Source organism: Streptomyces sp. NPDC039736 (assembly GCF_055596485.1).
The window spans coordinates 13,174-39,655 of sequence record NZ_JBVIUQ010000008.1 but is presented as its reverse complement, the minus strand read 5'-3'; the positions used below and the strand labels follow the sequence as shown (position 1 = coordinate 39,655).

Genomic DNA, 26,482 nt, shown 5'->3' with positions numbered 1-26,482 from the left:
GCCGGTGGCCTGGAACGAGTGGAACGAACTGAAGTCCGCCCCGGCCCCCCGGGCCGACCTGATCGCCCACCAGGACGACTTGGGCGCGGTGGGGCACGAGGCGTACGTCCTGCACGGAGCCCTCCTGCGGCACGCGGACGTGGCCGCCCGGGACCACTCCGCCCGGACCGCCGCGGCCCTCAGGCGCCACCACTTCGCGATGGGCGCCGCCCTGGAGACGACCGCCGGCGTCTGGACCTCCCAACTGCGCTCCCTGCTCCAGGCCTGCGCGCACGTCTCCAACCACCTGGACCACACGAAGGCGGCGCACGCCCGGGACGACGCGAAGATCCGCACCGCCATCCGGGGAGTCGCCGCCCCCGAAGTCCCCGTCTCACGCCTCTCCGCCTACTTCAAGTAGGGGCGACGGCGGATGAGCACCCTCACGTACACGGACGTGGCCGAGGTCGACCTGACTCTGCTGGGACGCACGGCCGCCGACTGGAAGCAGACCGCGGCCCACCTCAGACGGCTCTCCGCCCAGGCCCGCTCGGGGCTCCTCCCCGCCTCCGAACGCGCCCGCTGGGACGGCGTCAACGCGACCGTCACCCGTGACTTCATCCGTAGGACGACGAAGGAATTCGCCGACGCGTGCACGGAGGCGACAAGCATCGCCCACGTCCTGGAAGACGCCCACCAGGAACTCACCAAGCTCCAGAAGGCGGTACGCCACATCCGCGACGTGGAGGGCCCGAAGCTGGGCATGAACCTCGCCGGCCTGCCGGGGATGGCCGCGCCCTCCCTCCACCCGACCAAGCCCGCCGAGATCGAGCTGAGCCGGCGGCTGAAGGTGCTGGCCGCCCACGCCGCGGAGATCGACGCCTCGGTGGCCCGCGCCCTGCGGAAGTCCCACGGGAGCGATCCCGGCAACTTCGGCCACCGGTCGTACGGCTCACTGGACGCGGCACAGTCCGAACGGGCGCTGGAGTTGGCCGGGGTGGGGCCGATGCTGTCCGACGCCCAGTTCACGGAGCTGAACAGCATCCTCGCGTTCAACGCCAAGGACTCCGACTTCTCCACGGCCTTCTACCAGGGCCTGGGCAGTCCGAAGCAGGCCCTGGAGTTCTACGCCCGGATGTCCCTGGACTGCACGGTCGGCGACCAGCCCGAACGTCTGGCCCTGGCCAAGGACCTCCAGCGCGCCATGGGCACGGCCCTCGCCTCCGCCACCGACCCCGACAACCGCACGCATCTCCCCGTCTCCTGGGCCGAGGAGTTCCGCGCCCTGGGCACGCAGCCCGTCCCCACCCCCGCGCTCGGCATCGACCGCCCGTACGGCTACCAGATCCTGGGCGGGCTGCTGCGCTACGGCGACTACGACCCGCGCTTCATCAACCCCATCGCGGAGGACATCCTCCGCATCCACAAAGAAGACCCCGGCTTCTTCATGGAGACCAAACCCCGCCGCTCGGACGACCCCGACTTCGGCTTCAACCCCTCCGGCCTCACCGGCGCGGGCTACGACCCGCTGACCAGCGTGCTGGAGGGCCTGGGCCACAGCCCCGAGGCCGCCAAGGAGTTCTTCAGGGCCGGCCGCCACCTGGACGACCTGACAAGCGCCGGCTTCACATGGGCCCCCGACACCCTGGACCGCTCCTCCGAGGACTCCCACGAGGGCGGCCCGGACGCACTGGGCCACGCTTGGAGGCGGCGACGACGGGGCATCCGTGGGACGACACGAGGCCGGGGCTTCATCGGGACAAGGACACGGCGGCCATCATGCGGAAGGTCATCGAGTTGTACAGCCCAACGACCGAGGTGAAGCCGCAAGGGGCATTGATGGACAGCTTGGGGCGGATGGGGGCGGCGTACATCGACGACCTGAACTACTCGACACTCAATTTCGGCGGCGGAGGCGACGACGTGAACAGGGCCGGGCTCTTCGGGAGGTCCGGCGGCCCCCGCACGGACTTCGACGAGTACAAGGTGCGAAATTTCATGAACGTCGTCGCGGCCGATGAGGAGGGGTACAAGATCCTGTCGGCGGCTCAGCAGATCTACACCTCCAGCGCGTTGGCCTCATTCGAGGACGACCCGGAATCGGGCAAGGCTTTCGCACACAACGCTGCCAAGGTGCACGGAATTCTCGACCAGTCACGAATCTCCCAGGTCGAGCTCGACTTCAAGGACAAAGAGGAACAAGCGAATCTGGACGAGGAGAAGAAGGGCGAGTGGCGCAAGTATGCCGTCGGGGGCACGGCGGCCGTGGTGGCTGGTGTGGGCAGCACACTCATTCTCGGCCCTGCGGCTGGGGTGGCGGTGGCGACTGTCGTGCCCTTGGCGATGGACGCCGGAGCAGGTGCGGTCGGTACCGCGTACGGGACTCACACGTTGCAGTACCTGAAGGACAACGAGGTCAAAAATGACGGCAAGGCGCTTAGGACGATGCAGGAAATCGAAGGCGCCTGCGAACGTGAAGCGCTAAGCCCTGTAACCAGATACAGCAACACAGTGGGATTGTCCAGCGCCGAAAAATCCACCCTCCTTCGAGAACTTGAAGAGTCGCACGCCCTCGGCAGAGCGAAAATCCAGTCGTCCCGCCAAGTCGCCTAGGGGGAGCCATGAAGAAACACAGCGCGCACGCATGTGTCCTTCTCTCCGCTGCGCTTGCCGTCGCAGGGTGCTCCGCCCCCGCGCAACGGAGCCACTCAAGCGGGAAGGACATCTGCAATTCCCTTATCGATTCGGCCAATGCGCAAAAGGTCGTCAAGTCAATGGGCGGCGGTGAAATCGTTTATGCGAACACAGGCGTCCCACTCAGCAAACTGGTTGCTGAACTGTCAACAGCAGCCCGCACATGGCGACCGGACAACAATGACTACGATCCCGGCGCAACACCCTGTGTCTTTGGTCCAGCTAAGAGCCTAAGCTCTCTGACTGTGCGAGTGGGATGGCACGCCTGGCCCCTTAGTGCGTCAGCGCAAACAGGCTGGCGTGCTGCCGGGGGCGACGTCCTGTCTGGCTGGTGGCTCCACGAAGGCGATTCCCGCTACGCCTTCCCGTGCAAGATCCGCGGCTCCCACCCTCAGCAGCAGGAGCAAATCCCCCTCTCCGTGCGCCTCAACGCCAAGAACCTCGACAGCTTCTCCCCCGAGCTGCGCGGCCGGGTCGCCGCAACCGTCGCCCGCACCATGGCCTCCCAGTTGCAGTGCGCGAACAAGCCCCACATCCCGGCCCGCCTGACCACTCCTCCCTACAACCCGGTCAGGTCCGCCCCGTCCCACCCCACCCCCACCCCCACCAACTCCCCCCGATACTCCACCCTCTCCGTCCAATCCCCCGGCCACGCCCCCGCCCCCAGGTAAGCCCCCGCGAAAGCGCCCGTCAGGCAGGCGATGGAGTCCGAGTCGCCCCTCGTGCACGCCGCGCGGCGGAGGGCCAGGAGCGGGGTCTCCGGGAACAGCAGGAAGCACAGCAGCGCCGTCGCCAGTGCCTCCTCCGCCACCCACCCGTCCCCCGTGACCAGACACGGGTCCGTCTCCGCCAGCGACGCCCGCGCCGACCGGTCGCGCAGGGCCGCCTCCAGCCCCTCCAGCACGCCCAGGCACTCGTCCCAGCCCCGCGCGATGAACCGTTCCGGCGTCGGGTCCTGCGCGTAGGACCACAGGTCGCCCAGCCACAGCGCGTCGTACCGCTCCCGCCTCTCCAGCGCGTACGACCGCAACTGCCCGACCAGGCCCGCCGGTTCCACCCCCCGGGCCAGCAGGTACACCGCCCGCGCCGTGAGGTCGCTCGCCGCCAGTGCCGTCGGATGTCCGTGCGTCAGCGCCGCCTGCAACTGTGCCGCCCCCGACCGCTCCCGCTCCCCCAGCCCCGGCGCCAGCCCCACCGGTGCCACCCGCATGTTCGCCCCGCACCCCTTGGAGTCGATCTGCGAGGCCCTCTGCCAGGGCAGGTCACTGTCCAGCAGGCGGCACGCGACCATGCAGGTGCGCCCGGGGGCCCGGGTGTTCTCCGGGGAGTGGTACCAGTCCACGAACTCCTCCCGCACCGGCCGCTCCATCCGCCGCGGCCCCAGCGGCCCCCGCGACAGCGCCACCCGCAGCCCCCGCGCCAGTGCCAGCGTCATCTGGGTGTCGTCGGAGACGAGCGCCTTCTTCGGCAGCTCCATCTCCCGCCACGGCCCGCACTTCGCCAGGATCGACGGTACGTCGTCGAACTCGGTCGGGAACCCCAGCGCGTCCCCGAGCGCGAGCCCCACCATGGCCCCGGTGGCGGCCTTCTTCACGTGCGCGGCAGTCATCCTCAACGCCCTCCCTCAGAAGAATCGACAGCGGGTCGCAGCAACGGCGGGTGCAGCACCGCGGCCCTCCCCGCCCGGTACAGCGCCGCCGGCTTGCCCCGTCCCCCGGTCCGCCTCGGCGCAGCGCCGCCCACCGGTTCCACGAACCCCGGCGTCGCCAGCACCTTGCGCCGGAAGTTGGGCCGGTCCAACGGGACCCCCCACACCGTCTCGTACACCTGCTGAAGCTCGCCGAGCGTGAACTCCGGCGGGCAGAAGCCCGTCGCGAGCGAGGTGTACTCCAGCTTGTCGCCGATCCTGCGCCGCGCGTCGGCGAGGATCCGCCCGTGGTCGAAGGCCAGGGACACGGCCGACGCGACCGGCACCCACTGGGCCTCCGCCGCGTCCCCGCCCCCGCGCGGCTCCGGCAGGTCCGGTACGAGCGCGGCGAAGGCCACCGACACCACCCGCATCCGCGGGTCCCGTTCCGGATCGCTGTAGGTGCGCAACTGCTCCAGGTGCAGCCCCGCGGCCCGCTCCCGCGACAGCCCCGTCTCCTCGGCCAGCTCCCGCAGCGCCGCCCGCTCCGCCGACTCGTCCGGCAGCACGAAGCCCCCCGGCAGCGCCCACGCCCCCGCGAACGGCGCCTGCCCCCGCCGGACCAGCAGCACGTGCAGGGCCGCCTGACGCACGGTGAAGACCGCGAGATCGGCCGTGACCGCGAAGGGCGCGAACGCTTTCGGGTCGTATCCCTCCGGGATGTCGATTCCTGTCACCATTTCGCCCCTGCCTCCGTCTCCGTCTCCGCCTCCGTACGGAACATCCGCTCCCGTCCCCGCAGATCCCGGCGCCACTCCCGCAGCCCGGCCACGCACAGGCCGGCCAGCACCCCGTACAGCAGCGCGGTCAGCCACAGCCCCTTGGACGCGTACACCGGCACGTGCACCACGTCCGCCGCCGGCCACAGCCACCAGGACTCGACGAGCTTGCGGCACTGGCCGTACGTCGCCAGCAGGGACAGCACGGCCGTCGACGCGTCCCAGAACGGCACCGTCGAGTCGGTCGCCCGGTGCAGCAGCACGGTGACGGCGGCCGTCCCCACCGCCCCCGCCCCGCACAGCAGCAGCCACTCGGACCGGCGCGTGCGCCGGACCGGCAGCCGCGGGCCCGGTCCACCCCCGTGGGTCCAGGTCCACCAGCCGTACCCGGCGAGGGCGGTGAAGACGAGCTGGAGTCCCGCGTCGGCGTACAGCCTGGCACGGGAGAAGAGCACGGCGAACAGGCAGTTGGCGGCCATGCCCAGCGGCCAGTTGGCGGTGTACTGACGGCCGATCAGCCACACGCACAGCGCGCCCGCGACGAACCCGACGGCCTCCGTCCAGTTCATCGCCGCACCCCCCACCGTAAATAGTCAGATTGACTATAAAGGCCGGGCCGCGTCCCGGCAAGGGCAGTGAAAAAGCCCAGGGCCGGAACCCGCGTGAGCGGATCCCGGCCCCGGGCGCACCCCCGAGGGGGTCCGGCGGTCCTTAGAGACCGACTTCCTTCATCAGCATGCCGACCTCGGTGTTGGTCAGGCGGCGCAGCCAGCCCGACTTCTGGTCGCCCAGCGCGATCGGGCCGAAGGACGTGCGCACCAGGCGCTCGACCGGGAAGCCGGCCTCCGCCAGCATGCGGCGGACGATGTGCTTGCGGCCCTCGTGGAGGGTCACCTCGACCAGGTAGTTCTTGCCGGTGTTCTCGACCACGCGGAAGTGGTCGGCGCGGGCGTACCCGTCCTCCAGGGCGATGCCGTCCTTGAGGCGCTTGCCCAGCTCGCGCGGGAGCGGGCCCTGGATGGCGGCCAGGTAGGTCTTCTTGACGCCGTACTTGGGGTGGGTCAGCCGGTGCGCCAGCTCGCCGTGGTTGGTGAGCAGGATGATGCCCTCGGTCTCGGTGTCGAGACGGCCCACGTGGAACAGCCGCGTCTCGCGGTTGTTCACGTAGTCGTTGAGGTTCTGCCGGCCGTCCGGGTCGCCCATCGTCGCGACGACGCCCGCGGGCTTGTTCAGCGCGAAGAACAGGTGCGACTGGGCGGCCACGGTCAGGCCGTCGACCTTGATCTCGTCCTTGTGCGGGTCGACCCGCATGCCCTGCTCGACGACGATCTCGCCGTTGACCTCGACGCGGGCCTGCTCGATGAGCTCCTCGCACGCGCGCCGCGAGCCCATGCCGGCCCGGGCGAGGATCTTCTGCAGCCGCTCGCCCTCCTGCTCGGCGCCCGGGAAGGTCTTCTCGATCTTGATGTCGGGCTTGCCCGCGTAGCGGTCCCGGTTGCGCTGCTCGATCTTGGCGTCGAGCTCGCGGGGACGCGAGGCGCCGGCGTTGTAGTTGCCGCGGCGGCCCGGCTTCTGCGGGGTCTTGGGGGCCTTGGGGCCGCCCTTGGCGCCGCCGCGCGCGGAGTCGCCGCGGCCGCTGCGCGGCCCCTGGTGGGTCGCGGAGGGGCCCACGTCGTAGCGCCGCTCCTCGGGACGCGGACGACGCTCCCGCTGCTCGCGCTCGCCGTCACGGAAATCACGGGAGTCACGCGCGTCACGCCCATCGCGGGGGGCGCGGGAGTCACGTGCGTCGCGGGAATCACGCGAGTCGCGGAAGTCCCGGGAGTCACGGCCGCCGCCGGACGTCCCGCGCCCGCCGCCGAAGCCCTGCCCGGCGCCCGAGCCGCCGCGCCCGCCGCCGAAGCCCTGGCCGCCGCCCGAGCGGCCGCCGCCGGAGCCGCCACGGCCGCCGGCGCCGCCGCGGGAGCCACCCGCCGAGCCTGCACCGGAGCCCGCGCCTCGTCCGCCGCCCGCGCCGCCGCGCCCGCCACCAGCGGGGCCGCGTCCGTTACCCGCACCCCGCTGGTTCCGGTCGTTGCCGCCGCTGCTGTTCCTGTCGTTGCTTCGCATCAAAAATCCGTCTTGTCGTCGTCTGCGTCAGTCTCCGGGGCGTCCGGATCGAACGACGGCACACCCTCTAGCGTCTCAGCCTCGATCGCGTCTGCCTCGGGGAGGAAGGGCGCGAGCTCCGGGAGCTCGTCCAGGCCTCGCAGGCCCATCCGCTCCAGAAAGTAGTTCGTCGTCCTGTACAGGATCGCACCTGTTTCGGGTTCCGTGCCCGCCTCCCCGACCAGACCCCGCTGGAGGAGGGTGCGCATGACCCCGTCGCAGTTGACTCCCCGTACGGCCGAAACCCGCGAGCGGGACACCGGCTGCCGGTACGCGACGACCGCCAGGGTCTCCAGGGCCGCCTGGGTGAGCCGGGCCTGCTGTCCGTCCAGTACGAACGCCTCCACGGCCCGCGCGTACCGGGCGCGCGAGTAGAAGCGCCAGCCGCCCGCCACCAGCCGCAGCTCGAAGCCGCGCTGCTGCCCGGTGTACTCGTCGGCCAGCTCCCGCAGCGCGTCGCTCACCTCGCGCTCCCCGACGTCCAGGACCTTCGCCAGGTGCTCTGCGGTCGCGGGCTCGTCGACGACCATCAGCACGGCCTCCAGCGCCCCGCGCAGCTCCCGCTCGCTCACTTCTCCTCCTCCACCACGAGATCGAACTCCCCGGTCACCGCCAGGTCGCCGGACGCACTGCCCACCCAGGTCGCCGTCAGCTCCCCCAGCGCCTGCTCCTGGTCCAGCTCGACGGCCTTCTCCCGGTACAGCTCCAGCAGGGCCAGGAAACGGGCGACCACGGTGAGGGTGTCCGGGGCGTCCGCGACCAGCTCCTGGAAGCTCGCCGCGCCCCGCGCCCGCAGCAGCCCGGCCAGCACTCCCGCCTGCTCCTGCACGGACACCAGGGGGGCGTGGACGTGGTCGACGTACACCTCGGGCCTCGGCTTCGGCTGCATCGCCCTGGCCGCCAGCCCGGCGAAACCCTCCGCGCCGATGCCGACGACCACCTCCGGCAGCAGCCGCGCGAGCTGTTCCTCCAGGCCCACGGTGCGCGGAAACCGGCGCCCCTCGGCCTCCCAGCGCTCCGCGAAGATCCCGGCGATCTCCTTGTACGCCCGGTACTGGAGCAGCCGTGCGAACAGCAGGTCGCGCGCCTCCAGGAGCGCCAGGTCCGCCTCGTCCTCCACCTCGGCGACGGGCAGCAGCCGGGCCGTCTTCAGGTCCAGCAGGGTGGCGGCGACCACCAGGAACTCCGTCGTCTGGTCCAGGTCCCCGTCAGGCCCCATGGCACGCATGTGCGCCATGAACTCGTCCGTCACCCGGGACAGGGCGACCTCGGTCACGTCCAGCTTGTGCTTGGAGATGAGCTGGAGCAGCAGGTCGAACGGCCCCTCGAAGTTCGCCAGCCGCACGGTGAACCTCCCGTCGCCGGCCCCGGGCGCCGCCCCGGGAGCGGCTTCCGGCTCCGCGAACGCAGCCGCCCCCGCACCGCGCCCCGGGGGGCGGCGGCGCGAGGGGCGGCCGGTGGTGTCGTCGGGCGGGGCGGGCGGCAGCAAAGGGGCGGGCGGCATCAAGGAGGTCCTGAGGTGCGGGCGAAGCGGTGTGGGGGCAGCCGCGAGGCTACCGCCGCCCCGCTCAGCGCCCGCGCAGGCGCCGCACGAGAATGCTCGCGTCGCCCCGGGACTCCAGGTCGGCGAGGACGACGGCGACCGCCTCGCGGACGATCCGTCCCCGGTCGACGGCGAGCCCGTGCTCGCCGCGGAGCACCAGCCGGGCGTGCTCCAGGTCCATCAGCTCCTCGGCGGAGACGTAGACCGTGATCTTCTCGTCGTGCCGCTCGCGGCCGCTGGGACGCCGGTTGGCGCCCCTTCCGCCGCGCCGGCGGGGCTGGGCTCCCGCAGGGGCCCCCGCGGCCCCACGGGGCGCGCCAGGGGCTTCCTGGGAGCGGCCGACGGCCGGGGCGGGGGCCGGGGGTGCGGCCTCGCCGCTCCGGGTCCGCTGCTGCTCCGCGGTGTCGGCGGCGATCCCGTGCTCGGGGCCCTCGGCGGGCTCCACGGGCGCGGGCCCGCTCTCGCCGGCGGGCGCCGGGATGCGGGGCTCGCCGTTCGCGCCGGACCTGCGGCCCGCCGACTGCAGGCCCATTCCCCCGGTCGTACGGAACAGCTCGTCGGCCCCCGGCAGACTCACTCGGCGTGACACCGGGCGAGCACCTCCCTGGCGAGCTGGCGGTAGGCGGCGGCGCCCACGGAGTTCGAGGCGTACGTGGTGATGGGCTCACCGGCGACCGTGGTCTCCGGGAAGCGCACCGTACGGCCGATCACCGTGTGGTAGACGTGGTCGTCGAACGCCTCCACCACGCGCGCGAGCACCTCACGGCTGTGCACCGTGCGGGAGTCGTACATCGTGGCGAGGATGCCGTCGAGCTCCAGGTCCGGGTTGAGCCGCTCCTGGACCTTCTCGATGGTCTCCGTCAGCAGGGCCACCCCGCGCAGCGCGAAGAACTCGCACTCCAGCGGCACGATCACCTTGTGCGCGGCTGTGAGGGCGTTCACGGTGAGCAGGCCGAGCGAGGGCTGGCAGTCGATCACGATGTAGTCGTAGTCGTTCATCAGCGGCTTGAGCGCCCGCTGGAGCGTCGACTCGCGGGCCACCTCGCTGACGAGCTGCACCTCGGCGGCGGAGAGGTCGATGTTGCTGGGCAGCAGGTCCATGTTGGGAACGGCCGTCTTCAGCAGCACCTCGTCGGCCGACATGCCCCGCTCCATGAGCAGGTTGTAGACCGTGAGGTCGAGCTCCATCGGGTTCACCCCGAGACCGACCGACAGGGCTCCCTGCGGGTCGAAGTCGACGAGCAGGACGCGGCGTCCGTACTCGGCGAGGGCCGCACCCAGGTTGATGGTCGAGGTCGTCTTGCCGACCCCGCCCTTCTGGTTGCACATCGCGATGATCTTGGCCGGGCCGTGCTCGGTCAGCGGTCCGGGGATCGGGAAGTACGGCAGCGGCCGTCCGGTCGGGCCGATCCGCTCGCGGCGCTGGCGGGCAGCGTCGGGGGCGAGGGTGGCCGCGTACTCGGGGTCGGGCTCGTACTCGGCGTCGGGATCGTAGAAGTGCCCCTGGGGGACCTCGTCGAAGTCGGCGAAGCCGGTGGTGGACTTATCGCCACTCTGGTCGCCGGCCATGGCGTTCACGTGTAGGCCGTCCATGCTCTGGTGGGATGTCGTCATGTGCTGATGGGTGGCGAAGGTGCGGACCGCGACCGAGCCGACAGCTTCGAGCCCCGTAGGGCTCTGGCCCTGCGCAGGCGTTCCCGGTTGACCACCTCCGGGAGTAAATGTCGACTCATTCACAAGTCGTCTTACCTCCTTGGGACGTGACCAGGAAACTTATCGATAGGTCAGCGTGGCACCATGCCGACGGTGGCCGACTCTATGGCGTGTCACCGGTCCGCAGCAACACAATCCACCGGACCCGGGTCGATGTGTCGGCAATGGAACACCCCTCTGTCAAGGGTGCGCGCGCACGCGGACAGGGTGCGACCGACTCGTTTCGCCGGGGTGCGAAACGGGGAAAAGGTGGCTTTCGTGACGAGTTGAGCGAGTGTCGCAAAGCGGCCGGACACGCGTCCGGCCGGACCTCGCGTGGGCAAGGTCCGGCCGGGCGCGCGATGTTGACGACGCCTGTTGACGGGTCAGCCGAGCAGGGTGTTCAGCTCCACGTGCGGCAGCTCGTGCGCCTCGGCCACCTCGCGGTAAACGACCTGGCCGTCATGGGTGTTGAGGCCCTTGGCGAGCGCCGGGTCGCGGCGCAGCGCCTCGACCCAGCCGCGGTTCGCGAGCTCCACGATGTAGGGCAGCGTGGCGTTGGTGAGCGCGTAGGTCGAGGTGTTCGGGACGGCGCCCGGCATGTTGGCCACGCAGTAGAAGACCGAGTTGTGGACGTTGAACGTCGGCTCGGCGTGCGTGGTCGGGTGCGAGTCCTCGAAGCAGCCGCCCTGGTCGATTGCAATGTCGACAAGTACACTTCCGGGCTTCATCTTGGCAACGAGCTCGTTGGTGACCAGCTTCGGGGCCTTGGCGCCCGGGATGAGGACGGCGCCGATGACGAGGTCGGCCTCGACGACGGCCTTCTCCAGCTCGAAGGCGTTGGAGACGATCGTCTGCACCTTGGTGCCGAAGATCTTGTCGGCCTCGCGCAGCTTGTTGATGTCACGGTCGAGCAGGGTCACGTGGAAGCCCATGCCGACGGCGATCTGGGTGGCGTTCCAGCCGGAGACGCCGCCGCCGATGACGACGGCCCGGCCGGCCGCCGTGCCCGGGACGCCGCCCGGGAGCACGCCGCGGCCGCCGACCTGGCGCATCAGGTGGTACGCGCCGACCTGCGGGGCGATGCGGCCCGCGACCTCGGACATCGGGGCGAGCAGCGGCAGCGCGCGGTTGGCGGTCTCGACCGTCTCGTACGCGATGGCGGTCGTGCCGGACTCGAGGAGCGCGTCCGTGCACTCGCGGGAGGCCGCGAGGTGCAGGTAGGTGAAGAGCGTCTGGTCCTTGCGGAGGCGGTGGTACTCCTCGGCGATCGGCTCCTTGACCTTCAGCAGCAGGTCGGCCGAGGCCCAGACCTCGTCGGCGGTGTCCAGGATGCGGGCGCCGGCCGAGACGTACTCGCCGTCCGTGATCGAGGAGCCGAGACCGGCGTCCTTCTCGATGACGACCTCGTGGCCGTGGCGCACGAGCTCGTGCACGCCGGCCGGGGTGATGGCCACCCGGAACTCGTTGTTCTTGACCTCGCGGGGGATGCCGACCTTCACGTCGATCACGGTCCTTGACTCTGGGGTACGAAACGGAGTGTGCAACAAGTACCCGCAAAACGGGCACTCACCGCACACGGCCAGGCACAGAGGGCAGGCCTGGGGAACGCCGCGGACGGTTGCAGCAAACTCAGTCTAATGAAGGATTTCCCGCTGTCTAGCCTTACAAAGCATCAACCTCGCGCGGATGCGCTACGGATTTCGTAGGCTGGAACCTCATCTTCCATTAGTCTCTCCGCCGCCCCCCGGTACAGCCGGGCGGACGCCGGGTCGCCGAGCCGGTCCAGGGTGTCGGCCAGCCGCAGCTGGAGCGCCGCCTGCAGGCGCACGTCGTCGGCCCGGCGCGCCCACTCCACCGCCTCCTGGCAGGTGCGCAGGCACTCCTCGGGGCGTCCGGCGTACTCCTGGACCCGGGCCATCTCGCTCAACGCCCGTGCGTGGCCCGGGAGATCACCGAGCCTGCGCAGCGCGGCGGCGGCCGCCCGCCACTCCCGCAGCGCCTCCCCGTAGCGGCCCGCGTAGGTGTGGACCGCGCCGAGCCGCCCGTAGAGCCGGGCCCCGTCCTCGTGCTCGCCGCGCGCCAGGCGCTGGGCGAGCGCCCGGCCGTACCAGTCGGCGGCCCGGGGGAAGTCCCCCATCTCCTGGTACGTCCCGCCTACGGATTCCATCGCGCGGGCGGTGGCGTAGGGGTCCTGGGCGGTCCGGGCGGCGTCCAGGGCGGCCCGGTAGCGGGCCAGCGCCTCGGCGGTACGGCCGGTGCCCGCGTCGAGATCGGCCAGGTTGAGCAGGGCGGCGGCCTTCTCGCGGTGCAGGTCGCGGCGCTCGGCCACGTCCAGGACCAGCCGGTGCAGCCCGTACAGCTCGGGGGCTGCGTCCTCGGTGCCCCGGTGCGCCACCAGTGCCCGTACGAGTGCGGCGACGAGCCTGCGGGCGAGGGTGTCGAGCCCGCCGTCCTCGACGGCCGCGCGGGCCGCGGCGAGCAGCGCGGGCTGCCGGGCGCGCAGCCACTCGGCGGCCTCCCGCCGGCCGGAGAAACGCAGCGAACGCGGCAGTCCGGCGAGCTTCTTGCGGGCCGGCGAGCCCTCGGGCTCGGTGACCGCCCGGCACGAGTGGAGCTGCCGAACGGTCCGCTCCAGCATCCGGGCCCGCGCCAACTGCCGCTCCGAATCGCGGTCCTGAGCCTCCGTCAACGCCAGCAGCAGCGGCGCCAGGCACCCCGGCACCAGGTACTGCGGCACCGGACCGTGCACCGGGTGCAGCAGCCCCTGCACCGCGAAGTCGTCCAGTGTGGTCTGCGCGGCCGACACCGAGCACCCGGCGAGCGCGGACGCGGTGTGCGCGTCCGCGAGGCCCGCGGGGGCGAGCGCGAGCAGACGCAGTATCCGCGCGGCCGGCTGCGGCAGCGACCCGTACACCAGGCGCAGCGCCCGGACCAACGGGCCCTCGCCCTGCGGCTGTCCGAGGTCGGCGGGGAGTTCGTTCAGGTGCAGGACGGCGTCGGCCACCGACAGCTTGGGCCGGGCCGCGAGCCATCCGGCCACCAGCACCAGCGCCGCGGGCTGCCCCCCGCACTCCTCGGCGAGCGCGTCGGCGGCGGTCGGGTCGACGGTGATGCGGACCCTGCCGGTGTAGTGCGCGAGGAGGGCGACGGCGGAGGCGGTGTCGAGGCCGCCGAGCGTGCAGGGCCGTACGTCCACGATGCCGGTGAGCGGTCCCTGCGAGGTCGCGACGACCAGGCAGGCGGGGTTGTCGGGGAGCAGGGGGTCGACCTGTTCCGCGTCCACCGCGTCGTCCAGGACCAGCAGCGCCCTGCGTACGGCGAGGGCCTCGCGCACCATCGCGGCGAGGGTGTCCGCGTCGGCCCCCGCGGGGGCGGCGACGCCCAGGTCGTCCAGGAGGCCCCGGGCGGTCTCCTCGGTGGGGACGCGCTGCCCGCCCGAGGCGGTGAGGCGGGCCCGGTAGGCCCCTTCTGGGTAGTCGCCGGAGAGCTCGCGGGCGAGTTCCTCGGCGAGGGCGGTCCGTCCGGAACCGGGCCTTCCGGCGATCAGCAGCACGCGGGCCCTGGGCGCCTTGCGGCCGGTGAGGGTGTCGAGGCCGGTGCGCTGGATGTCGGCGCGCAGGCCCTTCAACTCCCGTTTCCGGCCGAAGAATTGACCGGCGGCCCAATCATGGGCCGAGGCCGTCGCGGGAGCGGTCGCCGTGACCGCCGCCGCGCTGCCGATGTCCACCGCCTGGTCCGTCACGGGCCACGCTCCCGTCCGCCTGCGCTCCAGTCCCCGGCGGCGACTGCGGCCGGGGATCCGAGCGTAGTTCACGCTCTGCTACCGATCCGGAGGAGCAGGGCGGGCAGGTCCCCCGATCGGATCAGCAGTTTTTACGATGAACGGTCTCGAAGTCGCTCAGAACGGCCGGGCGGGCCAGGGGTCCTCCGCCGGCCGCAGCGCGTCCAGCCCGTCCCCCGCCAGCGCGGCGGTCGCCGCGAGCGCCGCGACGACCAGGCAGTTGTTGTGCAGCTCACCGCTGAGGGCGCCCCGCACCAGTTCCGCGAGGGGCACCCGGGCGTGCTCCATGTCGGCCTCCTCCTCGGAGACCTCGAACCGGTCGCCCTCCGCCTCCGAGAGGTCCCGGGCGAGGAAGATCCGTACCGCTTCGTCGGAACCGCCCGGCGAGGTGTAGACGTCGGTCAGCACCCGCCAGTCCCCCGCCTTGATGTGCGCCTCCTCGTACAGTTCGCGCTGGGCGGCGTGCAGCGGGTTCTCGCCGGGCACGTCGAGGAGTCCGGCGGGGATCTCCCACAGCTTGTGGCGCACCGGGTGGCGGTACTGGGAGAGGACGGCGACGCTTCCCTCGTCGTCGAGTGCCAGGACGGCGACCGAGCCCGGGTGCACCTGGTAGTCGCGGCCGGCCACCGAGCCGTCCGGCATGACCACGCTGTCGGTGCGGACACTGGTCTTGGCCCCCTCGAACGGGATCACCGTCCCGGTGATCCGCCACTCCTGGGGGGTGTCCTTGATCGCCACGTACGCCTCCATGAAACGAGAGAACCGGGGTGCGGGCCTGGAAGCGGCCCCCACCCCGGTCCACCGTAACGCCTGGGACCTACTTGCCCTGCTGGCGCGCTTCCTGCTGCCGTTCGACGGCCGCCTTCACCAGGCCGGCGAAGAGCGGGTGCGGGCGGGTCGGGCGCGAGCGCAGCTCCGGGTGCGCCTGGGTGGCGACCAGGTAGGGGTGCACCTCGCGCGGGTACTCGACGTACTCGACGAGCTTGTTGTCCGGGGAGGTGCCGGAGAAGACGATGCCCGCCTTCTTCTCCAGCTCGGCGCGGTAGGCGTTGTTGACCTCGTAGCGGTGGCGGTGGCGCTCGTCGACGTACTGCTCGTCGCCGTAGACCTCGCGCACGATGGAGCCCTCGGCGAGCTTCGCCGGGTAGAGGCCGAGGCGCATGGTGCCGCCCAGGTCGCCCGCGCCCTCGACGTAGGCGAGCTGCTCCTCCATGGTGGAGATCACCGGGTGGCCGGTGGCGGCGTCGAACTCGGTGGAGTTGGCGTCCTCGATGCCGGCCAGGTTGCGGGCCGCCTCGATCACGATGCACTGCAGGCCCAGGCACAGGCCCAGCAGCGGGACCTTGTTCTCCCGGGCGTACTGGATGGCGCCGACCTTGCCGGTGACGCCGCGCTCGCCGAAGCCGCCGGGGATGCAGATCGCGTCCACGTCGCCGAGCTGCTTGCGGGCGCCCTCCGGCGTCTTGCAGTCGTCGGAGGTCACCCACTTGACCTTCACCCGGGCCTTGTTGGCGAAGCCGCCGGCGCGGATGGCCTCGGTCACCGAGAGGTAGGCGTCGGGCAGGTCGATGTACTTGCCGACCAGCGCGACGGTGACCTCGTGGTCCGGGTTGTGGACGCGGTCCAGGAGGTCCTCCCAGACGGTCCAGTCCACGTCGCGGAAGGGCAGGTCCAGCTTGCGGACGACGTAGGCGTCCAGGCCCTCGGTGTGCAGCACCTTGGGGATGTCGTAGATCGACTTGGCGTCGATGGCGGCGACCACCGCGTCCTCGTCGACGTCGCACATCAGCGAGATCTTGCGCTTGATGGCGGTGGGGACCTCGCGGTCGGCGCGCAGCACGATCGCGTCGGGCTGGATGCCGATGTTGCGCAGGGCGGCGACCGAGTGCTGGGTCGGCTTGGTCTTCAGCTCGCCCGAGGGGCCGATGTACGGGAGCAGCGAGATGTGCACGACGAAGACGTTGTCGCGGCCGACCTCGTGGCGGACCTGGCGGACGGTCTCCAGGAACGGCAGCGACTCGATGTCGCCGACGGTGCCGCCGACCTCGGTGATGACGACGTCCACGTCGTCGGTGGCCATGCGCCGGATGCGGTGCTTGATCTCGTTGGTGATGTGCGGGATGACCTGCACGGTGTCGCCGAGGTACTCGCCGCGGCGCTCCTTGGCGATGACGGTGTTGTAGACCTGGCCGGTGGTGACGTTGGCCGAGCCGTCGAGGTCGACGTCGAGGAAGCGCTCGTAGTGGCCGATGTCCAGGTCGGTCTCGGCGCCGTCGTTGGTGACGAACACCTCACCGTGCTGGAAGGGGTTCATCGTGCCGGGGTCGACGTTGAGGTACGGGTCGAGTTTCTGCATGGTGACCCGAAGACCGCGGGCCTTCAGGAGCGCACCGAGGCTGGAGGCAGTCAGACCCTTGCCGAGGGAAGAGGCGACACCCCCGGTGACGAAGATGTGCTTGGTCGTCGTGACTGCTTTGTTCTTAAAAGCAGAGGTCTGCATGGCCAAGACGGGGCTCCCGTGGTCGCGAGGTGAGGGTGCGTTTCCGGCCGCCCAAGGAGGGATCGCCGGTTTCTCCACCGGTGATGTCTGGGGGCGTCGTCGCTGCGGTTCGGGGGGTTTTGCTCCCACCGCCCACGGGCTACCAGGGTATCAGCGACTCCGGGAGGCTGCTTCCGGCGTCCGCCGCGGGCCCGCCCCGGCGGGAGGTTTCCGGGGAACGGGGGCGATCCGTCTCCGGGCGGCCGCGGGGAGGTCGCGGAGGGCGGGTGCGCCTGGTTTCCGGGTGCCCGCGGGGGCCTTCCCGGGGGCGGCTGGACCTGTTTCCGGGCGCCCCCGGGGCCCCACCTGTGAAGGCGGCCAGGGGCGGGCGGGTCCCCCGGGGCCAGTGTTCCGGCCGCCCGTTCGAGCCGTCTTCACCATAACGACACACCGGCATCACGTGTGCCTCACCCGTTCGGGCCCCCCACCTTGTGACGACCTCCCGCAGATGGGCTTCCTGCGTCGTATCCTTCACTGAACATCGCTGCGAGCCGGCCGGCGAAGGCACACATCGCGCCCGCTCCCGGCCCCTGAAGCTCGTCGTCGAAGATCCCCTGACCGCAGACCGCCTCCTTCCCCGGGGGCGACTGTGGCCGTTCGACTGGAGATTGCACGTGGCCGGGCTCATCGAGGACTACGCACTCATCGGAGACATGCAGACAGCGGCGCTGGTCTGCCGGGACGGCTCAGTCGACTGGCTGTGCCTTCCACGCTTCGATTCCCATGCCGTCTTCGCCGGACTTCTCGGCACCGAGGAGCACGGCTTCTGGCGGATCGGCCCCTCGTACGCGGAAGGCGCCGAGGCCCCCGTGGCCTCCCGCCGCCGCTACCGGGGGGACACCCTCGTCCTGGAACAGGAGTGGGACACTCCGCGGGGCACGGTCCGGGTGACCGATTTCATGCCGCCGCGCGACGGCGCTCCCCAGCTCACCAGAATCGTGGAGGGCGTCAGCGGCCGGGTGCCGATGCACTCGGCGCTGCGCATGCGCTTCAGCTACGGGCGCATCACCCCCTGGGTGCACCGGATGGACGGCCGCACGGTGGCGGTGGCGGGGCCCGACTCGGTGTGGCTGGACACGGACGTCGAGACGCACGGCCAGGACCTGACCACGCACTCCGACTTCACGGTGGCGCCCGGTGAGCGGCTCGCGTTCACCATCCAGTGGCAGCCCTCGCACAAGGAGGCCCCGCCGCTGCCCGACCCCGAGGGCGCGCTGGAGCTCACCCTCGACTTCTGGCGCGAGTGGGTCGAGCACTGCACGTACCACGGTCCCTACCGCGAGGCCGTGGTCCGCTCGCTGATCACGCTGAAGGCCCTGACGTACGCCCCGACCGGCGGCATCGTCGCCGCGCCCACGACCTCCCTGCCGGAGGACATCGGCGGCTCCCGGAACTGGGACTACCGCTACACCTGGCTGCGGGACGCCGCGATCACCCTGTCCTCGCTGCTGCGCACCGGCTACCGCGAGGAGGCCCGCGCCTGGCGCGAGTGGCTGCTGCGCGCGGTGGCGGGGGACCCGGAGAACCTCCAGATCATGTACGGCATCGCGGGCGAGCGGGAGCTCGGCGAGGCGGAGCTGGACTGGCTGCCCGGCTACGAGGGCTCCGGCCCGGTCCGGGTCGGCAACGGCGCCGCCCACCAGCTCCAGCTCGACGTGTACGGCGAGGTCACCGAGGCCCTGCACCTCGCGCACATGACGGGCCTGGCCCGCAACGACTACGCCTCCCTCCTCCAGCTCAAGCTGATCCGCTACCTGGAGGACCACTGGAACCAGCCGGACGAGGGCATCTGGGAGGTGCGCGGCCCGCGCCGCCACTTCGTGCACTCCAAGGTGATGGCCTGGGTGGCCGTCGACCGCACGATCAAGCTGATCGAGGGCGGCGACGCGGACGGCCCGCTGGAGCGCTGGCGCGAGCTGCGCGAGACGATCCACCGCGACGTGTGCGAGAAGGGCTACGACCCCGAGCGCAACACCTTCACCCAGTCCTACGGCTCCAAGGAGCTGGACGCCTCCCTGCTCCTCATCCCGCAGATGGGCTTCCTGCCGCCCGACGACAAGCGCGTCATCGGGACCATCGAGGCCATCCAGCGCGAGCTGTCCACGCCGGACGGCTTCGTGCTGCGCTACCCCACCGAGGGGGACAGCGCGGGTGTGGACGGCCTGGAGGGCGACGAGGGCGCGTTCCTGGCGTGTTCGTTCTGGCTGGCGGACGACCTGGCGATGATCGGCCGGGTGGACGAGGCGCGGAAGCTCTTCGAGAAGCTGCTGTCGCTGCGCAACGACCTGGGGCTGCTGGCCGAGGAGTGGGACTCCCGTCTCCAGCGCCAGGTGGGCAACTTCCCGCAGGCCTTCAGCCACGTGCCGCTGATCGACACGGCACTGCGGCTGACGGCGAGCGGGGCGTACGGGGGCTGAGGCTCAGGTCAGTTCGCTGATCACCTCCTGGGCGGCGCGGGCCCCTTCGGTCGCGCCGCCCTCCATGAAGCCCTGGAAGTCGTAGCTGGTGTGCTCGCCCGCGAGGCGGATGTTGCCCTGCGGGGTGCCCTCGTAGCCCGCGTACCGGTGCAGGTAGCCGATGGGCCAGTAGGAGTACGCGCCCAGGCTGTGGGGGTTGCGGTGCCATGCGGAGAGCTGGGCCCTGCCGGTCCAGCTCTCCGACGTTCCGGGGAAGAACGCGTCGATCTCCCGGACGCGCCGGGCCGCCAGGTCGCGTACGTACGGGTCGGACTCGGTGGCGAAGGGGGTCGCCGGGGTGAGCGCCCCGGCCAGGCGTCCGCTGCCGAACTGGACGAGGATTCCGCCGCCGCCGGGCTGGACCTTGGTGGTGTCCCAGGTCTGCTGGACGTCGCCGTCGGTGAAGCAGTCGCCCGCCGAGACCCCGGGCCAGGGTCCGGCGCCGCGCCAGGGGCGGGCGGAGAACTGCATGTTGAGCTTGGTGCAGACGCCCATGCGGGCGTCCCGGACGAGGTTCGTCATCCGGGGGTCGAAGCCCGCCCGGGAGAGGTCGAGGCGCTGGAGCACCGGCAGCGGGACGCACAGCAGGGTGCGGTCGGCGGTGACGGTGGTGGTCGTCCCGGCGTCGGTGAAGGTCAGGGTCTGGGTGCCGTCGGCGTTGGCGCGTACCGCCGTGAGCTGCTTGTGGTGCTGGAGGGTGCCGGGCGACAGGGCGGCGGCGATGGCGCGCGGGAGCCGGTCGTTGCCGCCGGTGATGCGGTAGCGCTCGTTGGACAGGCCCCAGATGTTGAAGTGGCCCGGATTGGTCTGGTAGCCCATCAGCAGGACGAGGGCGAGCGCGGACTGCTCGGTGGTCTCGGCCCCGTACTCGACGTTGTACGCCACGTCGAAGAACCGGCCGAGCGGGGAGGTGTGGCCGCCGGGTACGCGGGTCTCGATCCACTCGTACAGGGACATGGTGTCGAGGGCGGTGCCGGCGGGGGTGGTCCGGTTCCACCTCACCTCGCCCGCCTCGCCGAGGTCGCGGCGCAGGGACTGGTGGACGGCCTTGAAGTCCTCGTCGGCCCGGGCGCGCGGGTAGTACGCGCCGTTGAACCACAGCACCTCCTCCGCCCCGTTGGGACCGCCGCCGAGGAAGTCCTCGGTGCGCAGGCCGAAGCGGCGGCACAGCTCCAGGATCTTCTTGTGGCCGGTGTCGATCAGCTCGCCGCCGATCTCGGAGAGCTGCCCGGCGCCCCAGTGGGCGCGCTGCGTCCACATGCGGCCGCCGACCCGGTCCGGGTTCGCTTCGTACAGGGTGCAGGGCAGGCCCGCGTCCTGGAGGGTGAGCGCGGCGGTCAGCCCGGCGATGCCCGCGCCGACCACGGCGATCCGGGGCGCGTCGCCCCGCACGGCGGCGGGCGTCGCCGCCGCTGCCGGGGCGGCCCGGTGCGCGAGCGCCACGCCGAGGCCGAGCGCGCCGGCCCGCCGCAGCAGGTCGCGCCGGGTGGCGCCCCGTACGTCGGCAACGGGCATGTTCAGGCGGTCGGCGGCCCGGTGCTCGGCGACGAGCCGGCGCAGGGCACGCATCGCGGGGGTACGGGGGGCGGGTGCACGCGACATGGCGGGACTCCTCGGTGAGAGGGGACGGGAAGGACGGTCCCGGCGCGGGAGCGGCCGCGCCGGGGCCTTGTGCCAGGTGCGGGTCAGACGGTGGTGGACCGCGCGGCGGGGCCGGGCTCGGCGGCGCGCTCGGTGGCGTCCTCCAGCACGATCCGGCCGATGACGGCGTACCGCTCCGGACGCCTGGCCTTCAGGTAGAAGCCGAGGCCGAGGCCGCCGAAGAAGACGGTTCCGACGATCCACGGGATCGCCGCGAAGAAGAGCGAGTCGGCGGCGAGCCCGGCCGCCGTCTCCATGTTCACGACCAGCAGCACGACGACGGCGATCATGCCGATCCCGCCCAGCAGCGGCGCGGTGAAGGTCCTGAACCAGTGCCGGTCCTCGGGGTGGTTCCGGCGGAAGTAGCCGATCACCGCGAACGAGCACAGCGTCTGGACGATGAGGATCGCCATCGTGCCGAGGATCGCGAGCAGTGTGTAGAGGTGGACGTACGGGTCCTGGCCCGTCAGCCAGAACGCGCCGACCAGCACCACCGCGATCCCCGACTGCACGAAGGACGCCACGTACGGGGAGCCGTGCGCGGCGTGCGTGCGCCCCAGCGCCGGGTGCAGGAAGCCCTCGCGCCCGACGGCGTACAGATAGCGCGACGCGCACTGGTGGAAGGCCATGCCGCAGGCGAAGGAACCGGTGAGCAGCAGCCACTGGAAGGCGCTGACGGCCCAGCCGCCGATGAAGGTGCGGGCCGGGTCGAAGAACAGGTCGAGCGGGCTCGCGGAGGAGGAGACCCGCACCGCGCCGGCCAGGCCGTTGCCCGCGATCGTCATCCAGGACACGTAGATGTAGAACAGCCCGACGCCGATCACCGAGATCAGGGTGGCGCGCGGGATGACCTTCTTGGGATCGCGGGACTCCTCCCCGTACATCGCGGTGGATTCGAAGCCCACCCACGACCAGAAGGCGAAGAACAGCCCGAGTCCGGCGGAGGTGCCGGTGAAGGCGCCCACCGGGTTGATCGGCTCGACGGGGATGCCGTCGGGGCCGCCGCCCGCCAGGAGCACCGCCGTGGCGACCGCGAACAGCACGGCTATCTCGCCGACCAGCATCACGCCCAGCGCCTTCGCGGTGAGGTTGATGTCGAAGTACGACAGGGCCGCCGTCACCGCGAGCATGAGGGCGGCGTACAGGACCCACGGGAGGTCGACGCCGAGCTGCGCCGCCATGGTGGTCTGCGCGAAGTAGGCGAAGATCCCGACGATGGACGCCTCGAAGACGACGTACGCGAGGACGGTGAGCATCCCGGAGGCCATTCCGGCGACGCGGCCCAGGCCGTGCGAGATGTAGCCGTAGAAGGCGCCGGCGGCGGTGATGCGCTTGGCCATGGCGACGTACCCGACCGAGAAGACCGTCAGCACGAGGGTGGCGAAGAGGTACCCGGCGGGCGCGCCCGTGCCGTTGCCGAAGCCCACGGCGATGGGGAGGTTGCCGGTCATGGCGGTGATCGGGGCGGCGGTGGCGACCGCCATGAAGACGACGCCGACGAGACCGACGGAGTTGGCCTTGAGGCGGTTCACCTGCGGTGGTGTGCGGTCGGGCATGGGTGCGCTCATTCCTCTGGTCCGGGACGTGCCGTACGGGTCGTGGAGGGGGCGGCGATGCAGTCTCCCGCCGCGTGACGTACGCCACAATCGGCAACCGGTCGTTCAAATGGCCTCGGCGCACGACGAGTTGTCGGGGCGGACGGCCCGGGGACGCCCGCTGTGACCGGCGGGTGATGTTCCTGGAACAGGCGCGCGGGTACCGTCCCGGTCCATGGACACGCAGGGCGGAATCACCGTGCAACGGGCGCTGGAACTGCCGGGACTCCGCAGCGGACTGCCCGAGGTCGTGGCGGGCGCGGACCGGCTGACCCGGACCGTGCGCTGGGTGCACGCCGGGGAGGTCCCCAACATCGCCTCCCTGCTCAAGGGCGGCGAGCTGCTGCTGACGACCGGCCTGGGCCTGGGCACCCGCCCGGCGGAGCAGCGCGCCTTCGTGCGCAGGCTCGCCGAGCGGGGCATCGCGGCGCTCGTCGTGGAGCTGGGCCCGCGCTTCAGCCGGCTGCCCGCCACGCTGGTGGAGACCGCGCGGGCGGCCGGGCTGCCGCTGGTGCAGCTGCACCGCGAGGTGCCGTTCGTGTCCGTCACCGAAGAGGTGCACACCGAGATCGTCAACGGGCACTACACGCTGCTGCGCCGGGCCGAAGAGGTGCACCGCCGCTGCACGGAGGCGCTGCTCGGCGGGGGCGGGGTGCCGCAGGTGCTGGGCATCCTGGCGGACTTCACCGCCAACCCGGTCTTCCTGGAGACCGCCGACGGACAGCTCCTGTACGCCGCCGGGCCCGCCGCCGGGGACTCCGGGGCCGACCCCCTCCAGGTCTGGGAGGGGCTGCGCGGCCAGCGCGAGGCCCGCGAGTCGGGGCCGCCCGCGAACGGGGTGCTGGTGGACGTGCCCGGCGGGGGCCACGGGGCGGGCTCGGTGCGGGCCCGGCTGGTGCTGCTCGGGGTGGCACATCCGCTGCTGCCGGTGCACCGGATGGCGGCGGAGCGGGCGGCGGACATCCTGGCGGTGGTCCTGATGCAGGCCCGGCAGGAGGAGGAGCTGGCCGCGCGCGGACGCGGCGACTTCCTCACCGACCTGGCACAGGGCCGCATCTCGGCGGACGAGGCCCCGGCGCAGGCCCGGGTGCTGGGCTTCAAGCCCGGCGAGGGGCCGCTGCTGCCGGTGGTGATGCGGCTGGCGGCCGAGCTGTCGCCGTCGGGGAACTGGGCGGTGCTGGCGCGGGCGGTGCTGGAGGAGCTGGCGTCGGTGGGCGTGCCGGTGCTCCTCGGCGTGCGTCCCGTGGAGGGGCGGGTGCCGCTGCTGCTGGGGCTGCGGACCGAGTCGGAGCGCACCGCCGTCGCCGACCGGGTGGCCGCCGCCCTGCGCGCCGGCGTGGAGCGCGCCGGGCTCGGCCGGGCGGGCGCGCACCCGCCGGTCGTGGTGGTCGGGGTCGCGGGCGGCTGGGCGGCGGCGTCGGCGGGGCTGCGGCACGCGGCGGAGACGGCGACGGCGGCGCAGGGGCTGCACGACCGGCCCTGGTACGACGCCCGCCGCCTGGACATCGACCTGTTGCTGTGGCGGCTGCGCGACCATCCGGACCTGGCGGCCTTCGTGGACCGGGCGATCGGCCCGCTGCGCGACCACGACAAGGCGTCGCGCCCGCCGCTGCTGCCGACCCTGGAGACGTATCTGGCGCACGCGGGCCGCAAGGCGGAGACCGCGCGCGAGCTGCACCTCAACCGGCAGACGCTCTACAACCGGCTGGCGCGGATCTCGGAGCTGCTGGGCACCGACCTGGACGATCCGCAGACGGTGCTGGCGCTGAGCCTGGCCCTGCGGGCGCGGCGGCACGCCTCCTAGGCCCGCGGGCCCTCCGCCAGGGGTCAGCTCTGTCCGGTCAGCTCTGCCCGGTCAGCTCGTCGTACACGCTGAGCACCTGCGCCACCGTCTCGTCCTCGGTGGGCCAGGTGGCCGCCTGCCGCAGTCCCTCCTCGGCCAGCGCCGCCCGCCGGTTTGGGTCGGCGAGCAGGGCGAGCACCGTGCTCGCGAGCGCCCGCGGATCTCCGTACGGCACGAACTCGGCAGCCCGGCCGACCAGTTCCGGGATGCCGCCGACCCGGGTGGCCACCAGCGGGACGCCCGCGCGCAGCGCCTCCTGCGCGAGCACCGAGCGCGCCTCCCACTGGCTGGGCAGCACGGCGACGTCGGCGGCGGCGAGGAGCTCGGCGATGTCGTCGCGCCGCCCCAGCAGGCGCACCGGCAGGTCCTCCGCCTCGATCCGGCGCTGGAGCGCGGCCCGCTCACGGCCCTCCCCGGCGATGGTGACCAGCGGGGCGGGGTCGAGATCGCGCCAGGCCCGGGAGGCGTCCAGCAGGACGTCGTAGCCCCGGTGCGGCACCAGGCTGCCGACGGCCATCAGCAACGGCCGCTCCACCGCGCCCAGTTCGGCCCGCGCCTTGCTCTCCCGGAACTCCTCCGGAGGCCGCGGCGCGGGCACCGTCACCGGTGCGAGGCGCGCGTCCCTGGCGCCCCGGCTGCGGGCCCGGTCGACGAGGTCGGACGAGGTGCCGAGGACGACGGCGGCGGCCCGGGCGGCGCTGCGCTCCATGAGCCGTACGACGTGACCGCGCGGCCCCTCCGCGTGGGCCCTGGTGTGCCAGGTGACGACGAGCGGGACCCGGCCGCCGTGTCCGGTGCGCGGGCCCGGCGCCCCGTCCCGGCGCGCCGCCCGCCCGCTCAGCGCGAACGCGGTCCGCACGGCGGCGTGCAGGCCGTGCGCGTGGACGACGTCGGCGCCGCCGCACGCGGACCGCAGCGCCGCCACCGCCACCGGGTCGCCGCGCCGGGGGACGGTCACCACCTCGGCGCCCACGTCCGCGAAGCCGTAGGCGCTCTCCAGTTCGGCGGGGGCGCACACGGTGACCCGCACGCCCCGTGCGACGAGCCCTGCGGTCAACGACCTGACGTGCGCGCTGCTGCCCGCGCTGCCGCCGCCGAGGACCTGGACGGCGCTCAACTGCGACTGTCCGTACGGCGGTGGCGGGGTGCTGCTCACGGTGGTGGGTGCTCCTGAAGTGGGGGCCTCGGCCGGGGCGGCGCGGGTGCTGGTGCTGCCACGGTGTTTCTGTTGCGCTGGTGCTCGTGCTGCGCGCGATGCGCAGTACGGCGCCAAGGATGCCAGCCGGCCGGGCCGTTGGGGCACCGCACATGCCCCGGTCCTTTCACTTCACGCCCGGTACCACCCGCACGAGTGACCGCCTGTTCAGCAGGCGCCCGCCGCGCGGCTGACCCGGTCGCCGCAGGCCGCCGCCGTGACCAGGGCGGTCGCGTGCAGGACGAGTCCGGTGCGCCCGTTCCCGGCGGCGATCGCCGCACCGAGGGCGGCGCCGAGCGCGTGCGCGCCCGTGTCGCCGATCATCGTGCGCCTCCCGAAATCGTCGTCGAACACGGCCGCGGCGGCCCCCACGGGTGCCGCGGCGAGCGCTCCGGCCGCACCGCCCCCGAGGAGCCCGGGAGCACCGAGCGCGAGCACGGTGCCGACGGCGCGCCCGGGGCGTACGTCGACGAGGTTCACCAGGTGCGCGGTCCCCGCGACGACCACTCCCGCGAGCACCCGGTCCACGACACCGTCCTTGAGGAGTGCGCCCGCGGCCAGCCCGGCGGCGCCGATGCCGAGCAGCTTGACGCCGCCGCTGGTGATCTCGCCCTGCCGCAGCGCGCCGAGGTGCGCGCGGAAGCCCCTGCGCGGGTCGTCGCGCCCCGCCATGTCGTCATACGCCCCGCAGCCCCCGGCGGCGAGCACCGCGAGCACGGCGGCCGCTCTGGCGCGTATCGGGACGGCGGGCGACGCGGCCACGGAAGCGGCGGTCCCGAGGGCGGTGGCGGGACCGGCGTACAGGTCGACGACCGCGCCCTCGAAGTTCTTCCGCTCCCACAGCGCGGCCTCCCCCGGCGGCCACCGCCGCATCCCGGCCCGTACCGCCAGCGTCGCTCCCACGGCGCCCAGCACCCCGGCGACGCGCCCGCCCGAGCTCCTGGCCGAGGCGACGCGCCCGCCCAGG

General features: G+C 72.4%; 21 protein-coding genes. 5 read left to right on the top strand and 16 right to left on the bottom strand.

Annotated elements, in window-relative coordinates:
* The first annotated feature begins 4 nt into the window (after positions 1–4).
* From ACZ56L_RS24425 to ACZ56L_RS24415, 3 genes are read left to right on the top strand one after another with little or no spacing between them, the layout of a single operon-like run.
* Positions 5–400 carry a hypothetical protein gene (locus ACZ56L_RS24425; RefSeq protein ID WP_471066356.1) on the top strand — a complete coding sequence of 132 codons (396 nt, stop codon included), beginning with the start codon at positions 5–7 and terminating at the stop codon, positions 398–400.
* 12 nt (positions 401–412) lie between these two features.
* Positions 413–1,801, top strand: coding sequence for a hypothetical protein (locus ACZ56L_RS24420; RefSeq protein WP_471066354.1), 1,389 nt, complete (start codon positions 413–415; stop codon positions 1,799–1,801).
* Positions 1,759–2,592, top strand: a complete 834-nt coding sequence (locus ACZ56L_RS24415) for a hypothetical protein (RefSeq protein ID WP_471066352.1) — start codon at positions 1,759–1,761, stop codon at positions 2,590–2,592. Before ACZ56L_RS24420 ends, ACZ56L_RS24415 begins: the two co-directional genes overlap by 43 nt.
* A 640-nt stretch (positions 2,593–3,232) precedes the next feature.
* Here ACZ56L_RS24415 and ACZ56L_RS24410 read toward each other — a convergent pair.
* The 12 genes from ACZ56L_RS24410 to ACZ56L_RS24355 all read right to left on the bottom strand — a co-directional run bounded on the left by ACZ56L_RS24410 (position 3,233) and on the right by ACZ56L_RS24355 (position 16,746).
* A complete protein-coding gene (locus tag ACZ56L_RS24410; protein ID WP_471066350.1) occupies positions 3,233–4,282 on the bottom strand; it encodes an ADP-ribosylglycohydrolase family protein in 1,050 nt (349 codons plus the stop codon).
* Positions 4,283–4,284: 2 nt separating this feature from the next.
* Positions 4,285–5,040 carry an NUDIX domain-containing protein gene (locus tag ACZ56L_RS24405; protein ID WP_471066348.1) on the bottom strand — a complete coding sequence of 252 codons (756 nt, stop codon included), beginning with the start codon at positions 5,038–5,040 and terminating at the stop codon, positions 4,285–4,287.
* Entirely contained in the window at positions 5,034–5,648 is a 615-nt protein-coding gene (pnuC, locus tag ACZ56L_RS24400) for a nicotinamide riboside transporter PnuC (protein ID WP_471066346.1), read from the bottom strand. The genes ACZ56L_RS24405 and pnuC overlap by 7 nt, the downstream gene beginning before the upstream one ends.
* A gap of 142 nt (positions 5,649–5,790) precedes the next feature.
* Entirely contained in the window at positions 5,791–7,188 is a 1,398-nt protein-coding gene (locus tag ACZ56L_RS24395; protein WP_345224406.1) for a pseudouridine synthase, read from the bottom strand.
* Entirely contained in the window at positions 7,188–7,799 is a 612-nt protein-coding gene (gene scpB / locus ACZ56L_RS24390) for an SMC-Scp complex subunit ScpB (protein ID WP_345224403.1), read from the bottom strand. Before scpB ends, ACZ56L_RS24395 begins: the two co-directional genes overlap by 1 nt.
* On the bottom strand, positions 7,796–8,731 hold the full coding sequence (locus tag ACZ56L_RS24385) for a segregation and condensation protein A (RefSeq protein WP_471066344.1): 936 nt from the start codon (positions 8,729–8,731) through the stop codon (positions 7,796–7,798). Before ACZ56L_RS24385 ends, scpB begins: the two co-directional genes overlap by 4 nt.
* A 64-nt stretch (positions 8,732–8,795) precedes the next feature.
* A complete protein-coding gene (locus ACZ56L_RS24380; RefSeq protein WP_471066685.1) occupies positions 8,796–9,347 on the bottom strand; it encodes a hypothetical protein in 552 nt (183 codons plus the stop codon).
* Positions 9,344–10,507 (bottom strand): ParA family protein, encoded by a 1,164-nt coding sequence (locus tag ACZ56L_RS24375; protein ID WP_345224399.1) that lies wholly within the window; start codon positions 10,505–10,507, stop codon positions 9,344–9,346. Before ACZ56L_RS24375 ends, ACZ56L_RS24380 begins: the two co-directional genes overlap by 4 nt.
* Before the next feature lie 341 nt (positions 10,508–10,848).
* On the bottom strand, positions 10,849–11,964 hold the full coding sequence (ald, locus tag ACZ56L_RS24370) for an alanine dehydrogenase (protein WP_345226620.1): 1,116 nt from the start codon (positions 11,962–11,964) through the stop codon (positions 10,849–10,851).
* Positions 11,965–12,137: 173 nt separating this feature from the next.
* On the bottom strand, positions 12,138–14,207 hold the full coding sequence (locus tag ACZ56L_RS24365; protein WP_471066341.1) for a tetratricopeptide repeat protein: 2,070 nt from the start codon (positions 14,205–14,207) through the stop codon (positions 12,138–12,140).
* A gap of 156 nt (positions 14,208–14,363) precedes the next feature.
* Positions 14,364–14,984 (bottom strand): NUDIX hydrolase, encoded by a 621-nt coding sequence (locus ACZ56L_RS24360; RefSeq protein ID WP_345226615.1) that lies wholly within the window; start codon positions 14,982–14,984, stop codon positions 14,364–14,366.
* Between the two features lie 79 nt (positions 14,985–15,063).
* On the bottom strand, positions 15,064–16,746 hold the full coding sequence (locus ACZ56L_RS24355; protein ID WP_345226612.1) for a CTP synthase: 1,683 nt from the start codon (positions 16,744–16,746) through the stop codon (positions 15,064–15,066).
* A gap of 653 nt (positions 16,747–17,399) precedes the next feature.
* On the opposite strand from ACZ56L_RS24355, the gene ACZ56L_RS24350 reads away from it, so the two are divergent.
* Complete coding sequence (locus tag ACZ56L_RS24350) at positions 17,400–19,202, top strand: glycoside hydrolase family 15 protein (protein ID WP_345224395.1); 1,803 nt, start codon at positions 17,400–17,402, stop codon at positions 19,200–19,202.
* A 3-nt stretch (positions 19,203–19,205) separates the two neighbouring features.
* Here the strand turns inward: ACZ56L_RS24350 and ACZ56L_RS24345 are convergent, their stop codons facing one another.
* Both ACZ56L_RS24345 and ACZ56L_RS24340 read right to left on the bottom strand, forming a co-directional pair.
* Positions 19,206–20,843, bottom strand: coding sequence for a flavin monoamine oxidase family protein (locus tag ACZ56L_RS24345; protein ID WP_471066339.1), 1,638 nt, complete (start codon positions 20,841–20,843; stop codon positions 19,206–19,208).
* An 83-nt stretch (positions 20,844–20,926) separates the two neighbouring features.
* A complete protein-coding gene (locus ACZ56L_RS24340) occupies positions 20,927–22,438 on the bottom strand; it encodes an APC family permease (protein ID WP_471066337.1) in 1,512 nt (503 codons plus the stop codon).
* Positions 22,439–22,652: 214 nt separating this feature from the next.
* On the opposite strand from ACZ56L_RS24340, the gene ACZ56L_RS24335 reads away from it, so the two are divergent.
* On the top strand, positions 22,653–24,281 hold the full coding sequence (locus ACZ56L_RS24335) for a PucR family transcriptional regulator (protein ID WP_345224389.1): 1,629 nt from the start codon (positions 22,653–22,655) through the stop codon (positions 24,279–24,281).
* 37 nt (positions 24,282–24,318) lie between these two features.
* Here the strand turns inward: ACZ56L_RS24335 and ACZ56L_RS24330 are convergent, their stop codons facing one another.
* Positions 24,319–25,476 (bottom strand): glycosyltransferase family 4 protein, encoded by a 1,158-nt coding sequence (locus tag ACZ56L_RS24330; RefSeq protein WP_471066335.1) that lies wholly within the window; start codon positions 25,474–25,476, stop codon positions 24,319–24,321.
* A gap of 207 nt (positions 25,477–25,683) precedes the next feature.
* The gene (locus tag ACZ56L_RS24325) at positions 25,684–26,430 is read right to left on the bottom strand and encodes a hypothetical protein (protein ID WP_471066682.1); all 747 of its coding nucleotides are present in this window, start codon (positions 26,428–26,430) and stop codon (positions 25,684–25,686) included.
* Positions 26,431–26,482: the final 52 nt, after the last annotated feature.

What these genes read in the sequence shown, in the direction of transcription:
- ACZ56L_RS24420 (WP_471066354.1), top strand. Translation starts at nt 413, where the DNA reads ATGAGCACCCTCACGTACACGGACGTGGCCGAGGTCGACCTGACTCTG.
- ACZ56L_RS24415 (WP_471066352.1), top strand. Translation starts at nt 1,759, where the DNA reads ATGCGGAAGGTCATCGAGTTGTACAGCCCAACGACCGAGGTGAAGCCG.
- ACZ56L_RS24410 (WP_471066350.1), bottom strand. Translation starts at nt 4,282, where the DNA reads ATGACTGCCGCGCACGTGAAGAAGGCCGCCACCGGGGCCATGGTGGGG.
- ACZ56L_RS24405 (WP_471066348.1), bottom strand. Translation starts at nt 5,040, where the DNA reads ATGGTGACAGGAATCGACATCCCGGAGGGATACGACCCGAAAGCGTTC.
- pnuC (WP_471066346.1), bottom strand. Translation starts at nt 5,648, where the DNA reads ATGAACTGGACGGAGGCCGTCGGGTTCGTCGCGGGCGCGCTGTGCGTG.
- ACZ56L_RS24395 (WP_345224406.1), bottom strand. Translation starts at nt 7,188, where the DNA reads ATGCGAAGCAACGACAGGAACAGCAGCGGCGGCAACGACCGGAACCAG.
- ACZ56L_RS24385 (WP_471066344.1), bottom strand. Translation starts at nt 8,731, where the DNA reads ATGCCGCCCGCCCCTTTGCTGCCGCCCGCCCCGCCCGACGACACCACC.
- ACZ56L_RS24355 (WP_345226612.1), bottom strand. Translation starts at nt 16,746, where the DNA reads ATGCAGACCTCTGCTTTTAAGAACAAAGCAGTCACGACGACCAAGCAC.
- ACZ56L_RS24345 (WP_471066339.1), bottom strand. Translation starts at nt 20,843, where the DNA reads ATGTCGCGTGCACCCGCCCCCCGTACCCCCGCGATGCGTGCCCTGCGC.
- ACZ56L_RS24340 (WP_471066337.1), bottom strand. Translation starts at nt 22,438, where the DNA reads ATGCCCGACCGCACACCACCGCAGGTGAACCGCCTCAAGGCCAACTCC.
- ACZ56L_RS24335 (WP_345224389.1), top strand. Translation starts at nt 22,653, where the DNA reads ATGGACACGCAGGGCGGAATCACCGTGCAACGGGCGCTGGAACTGCCG.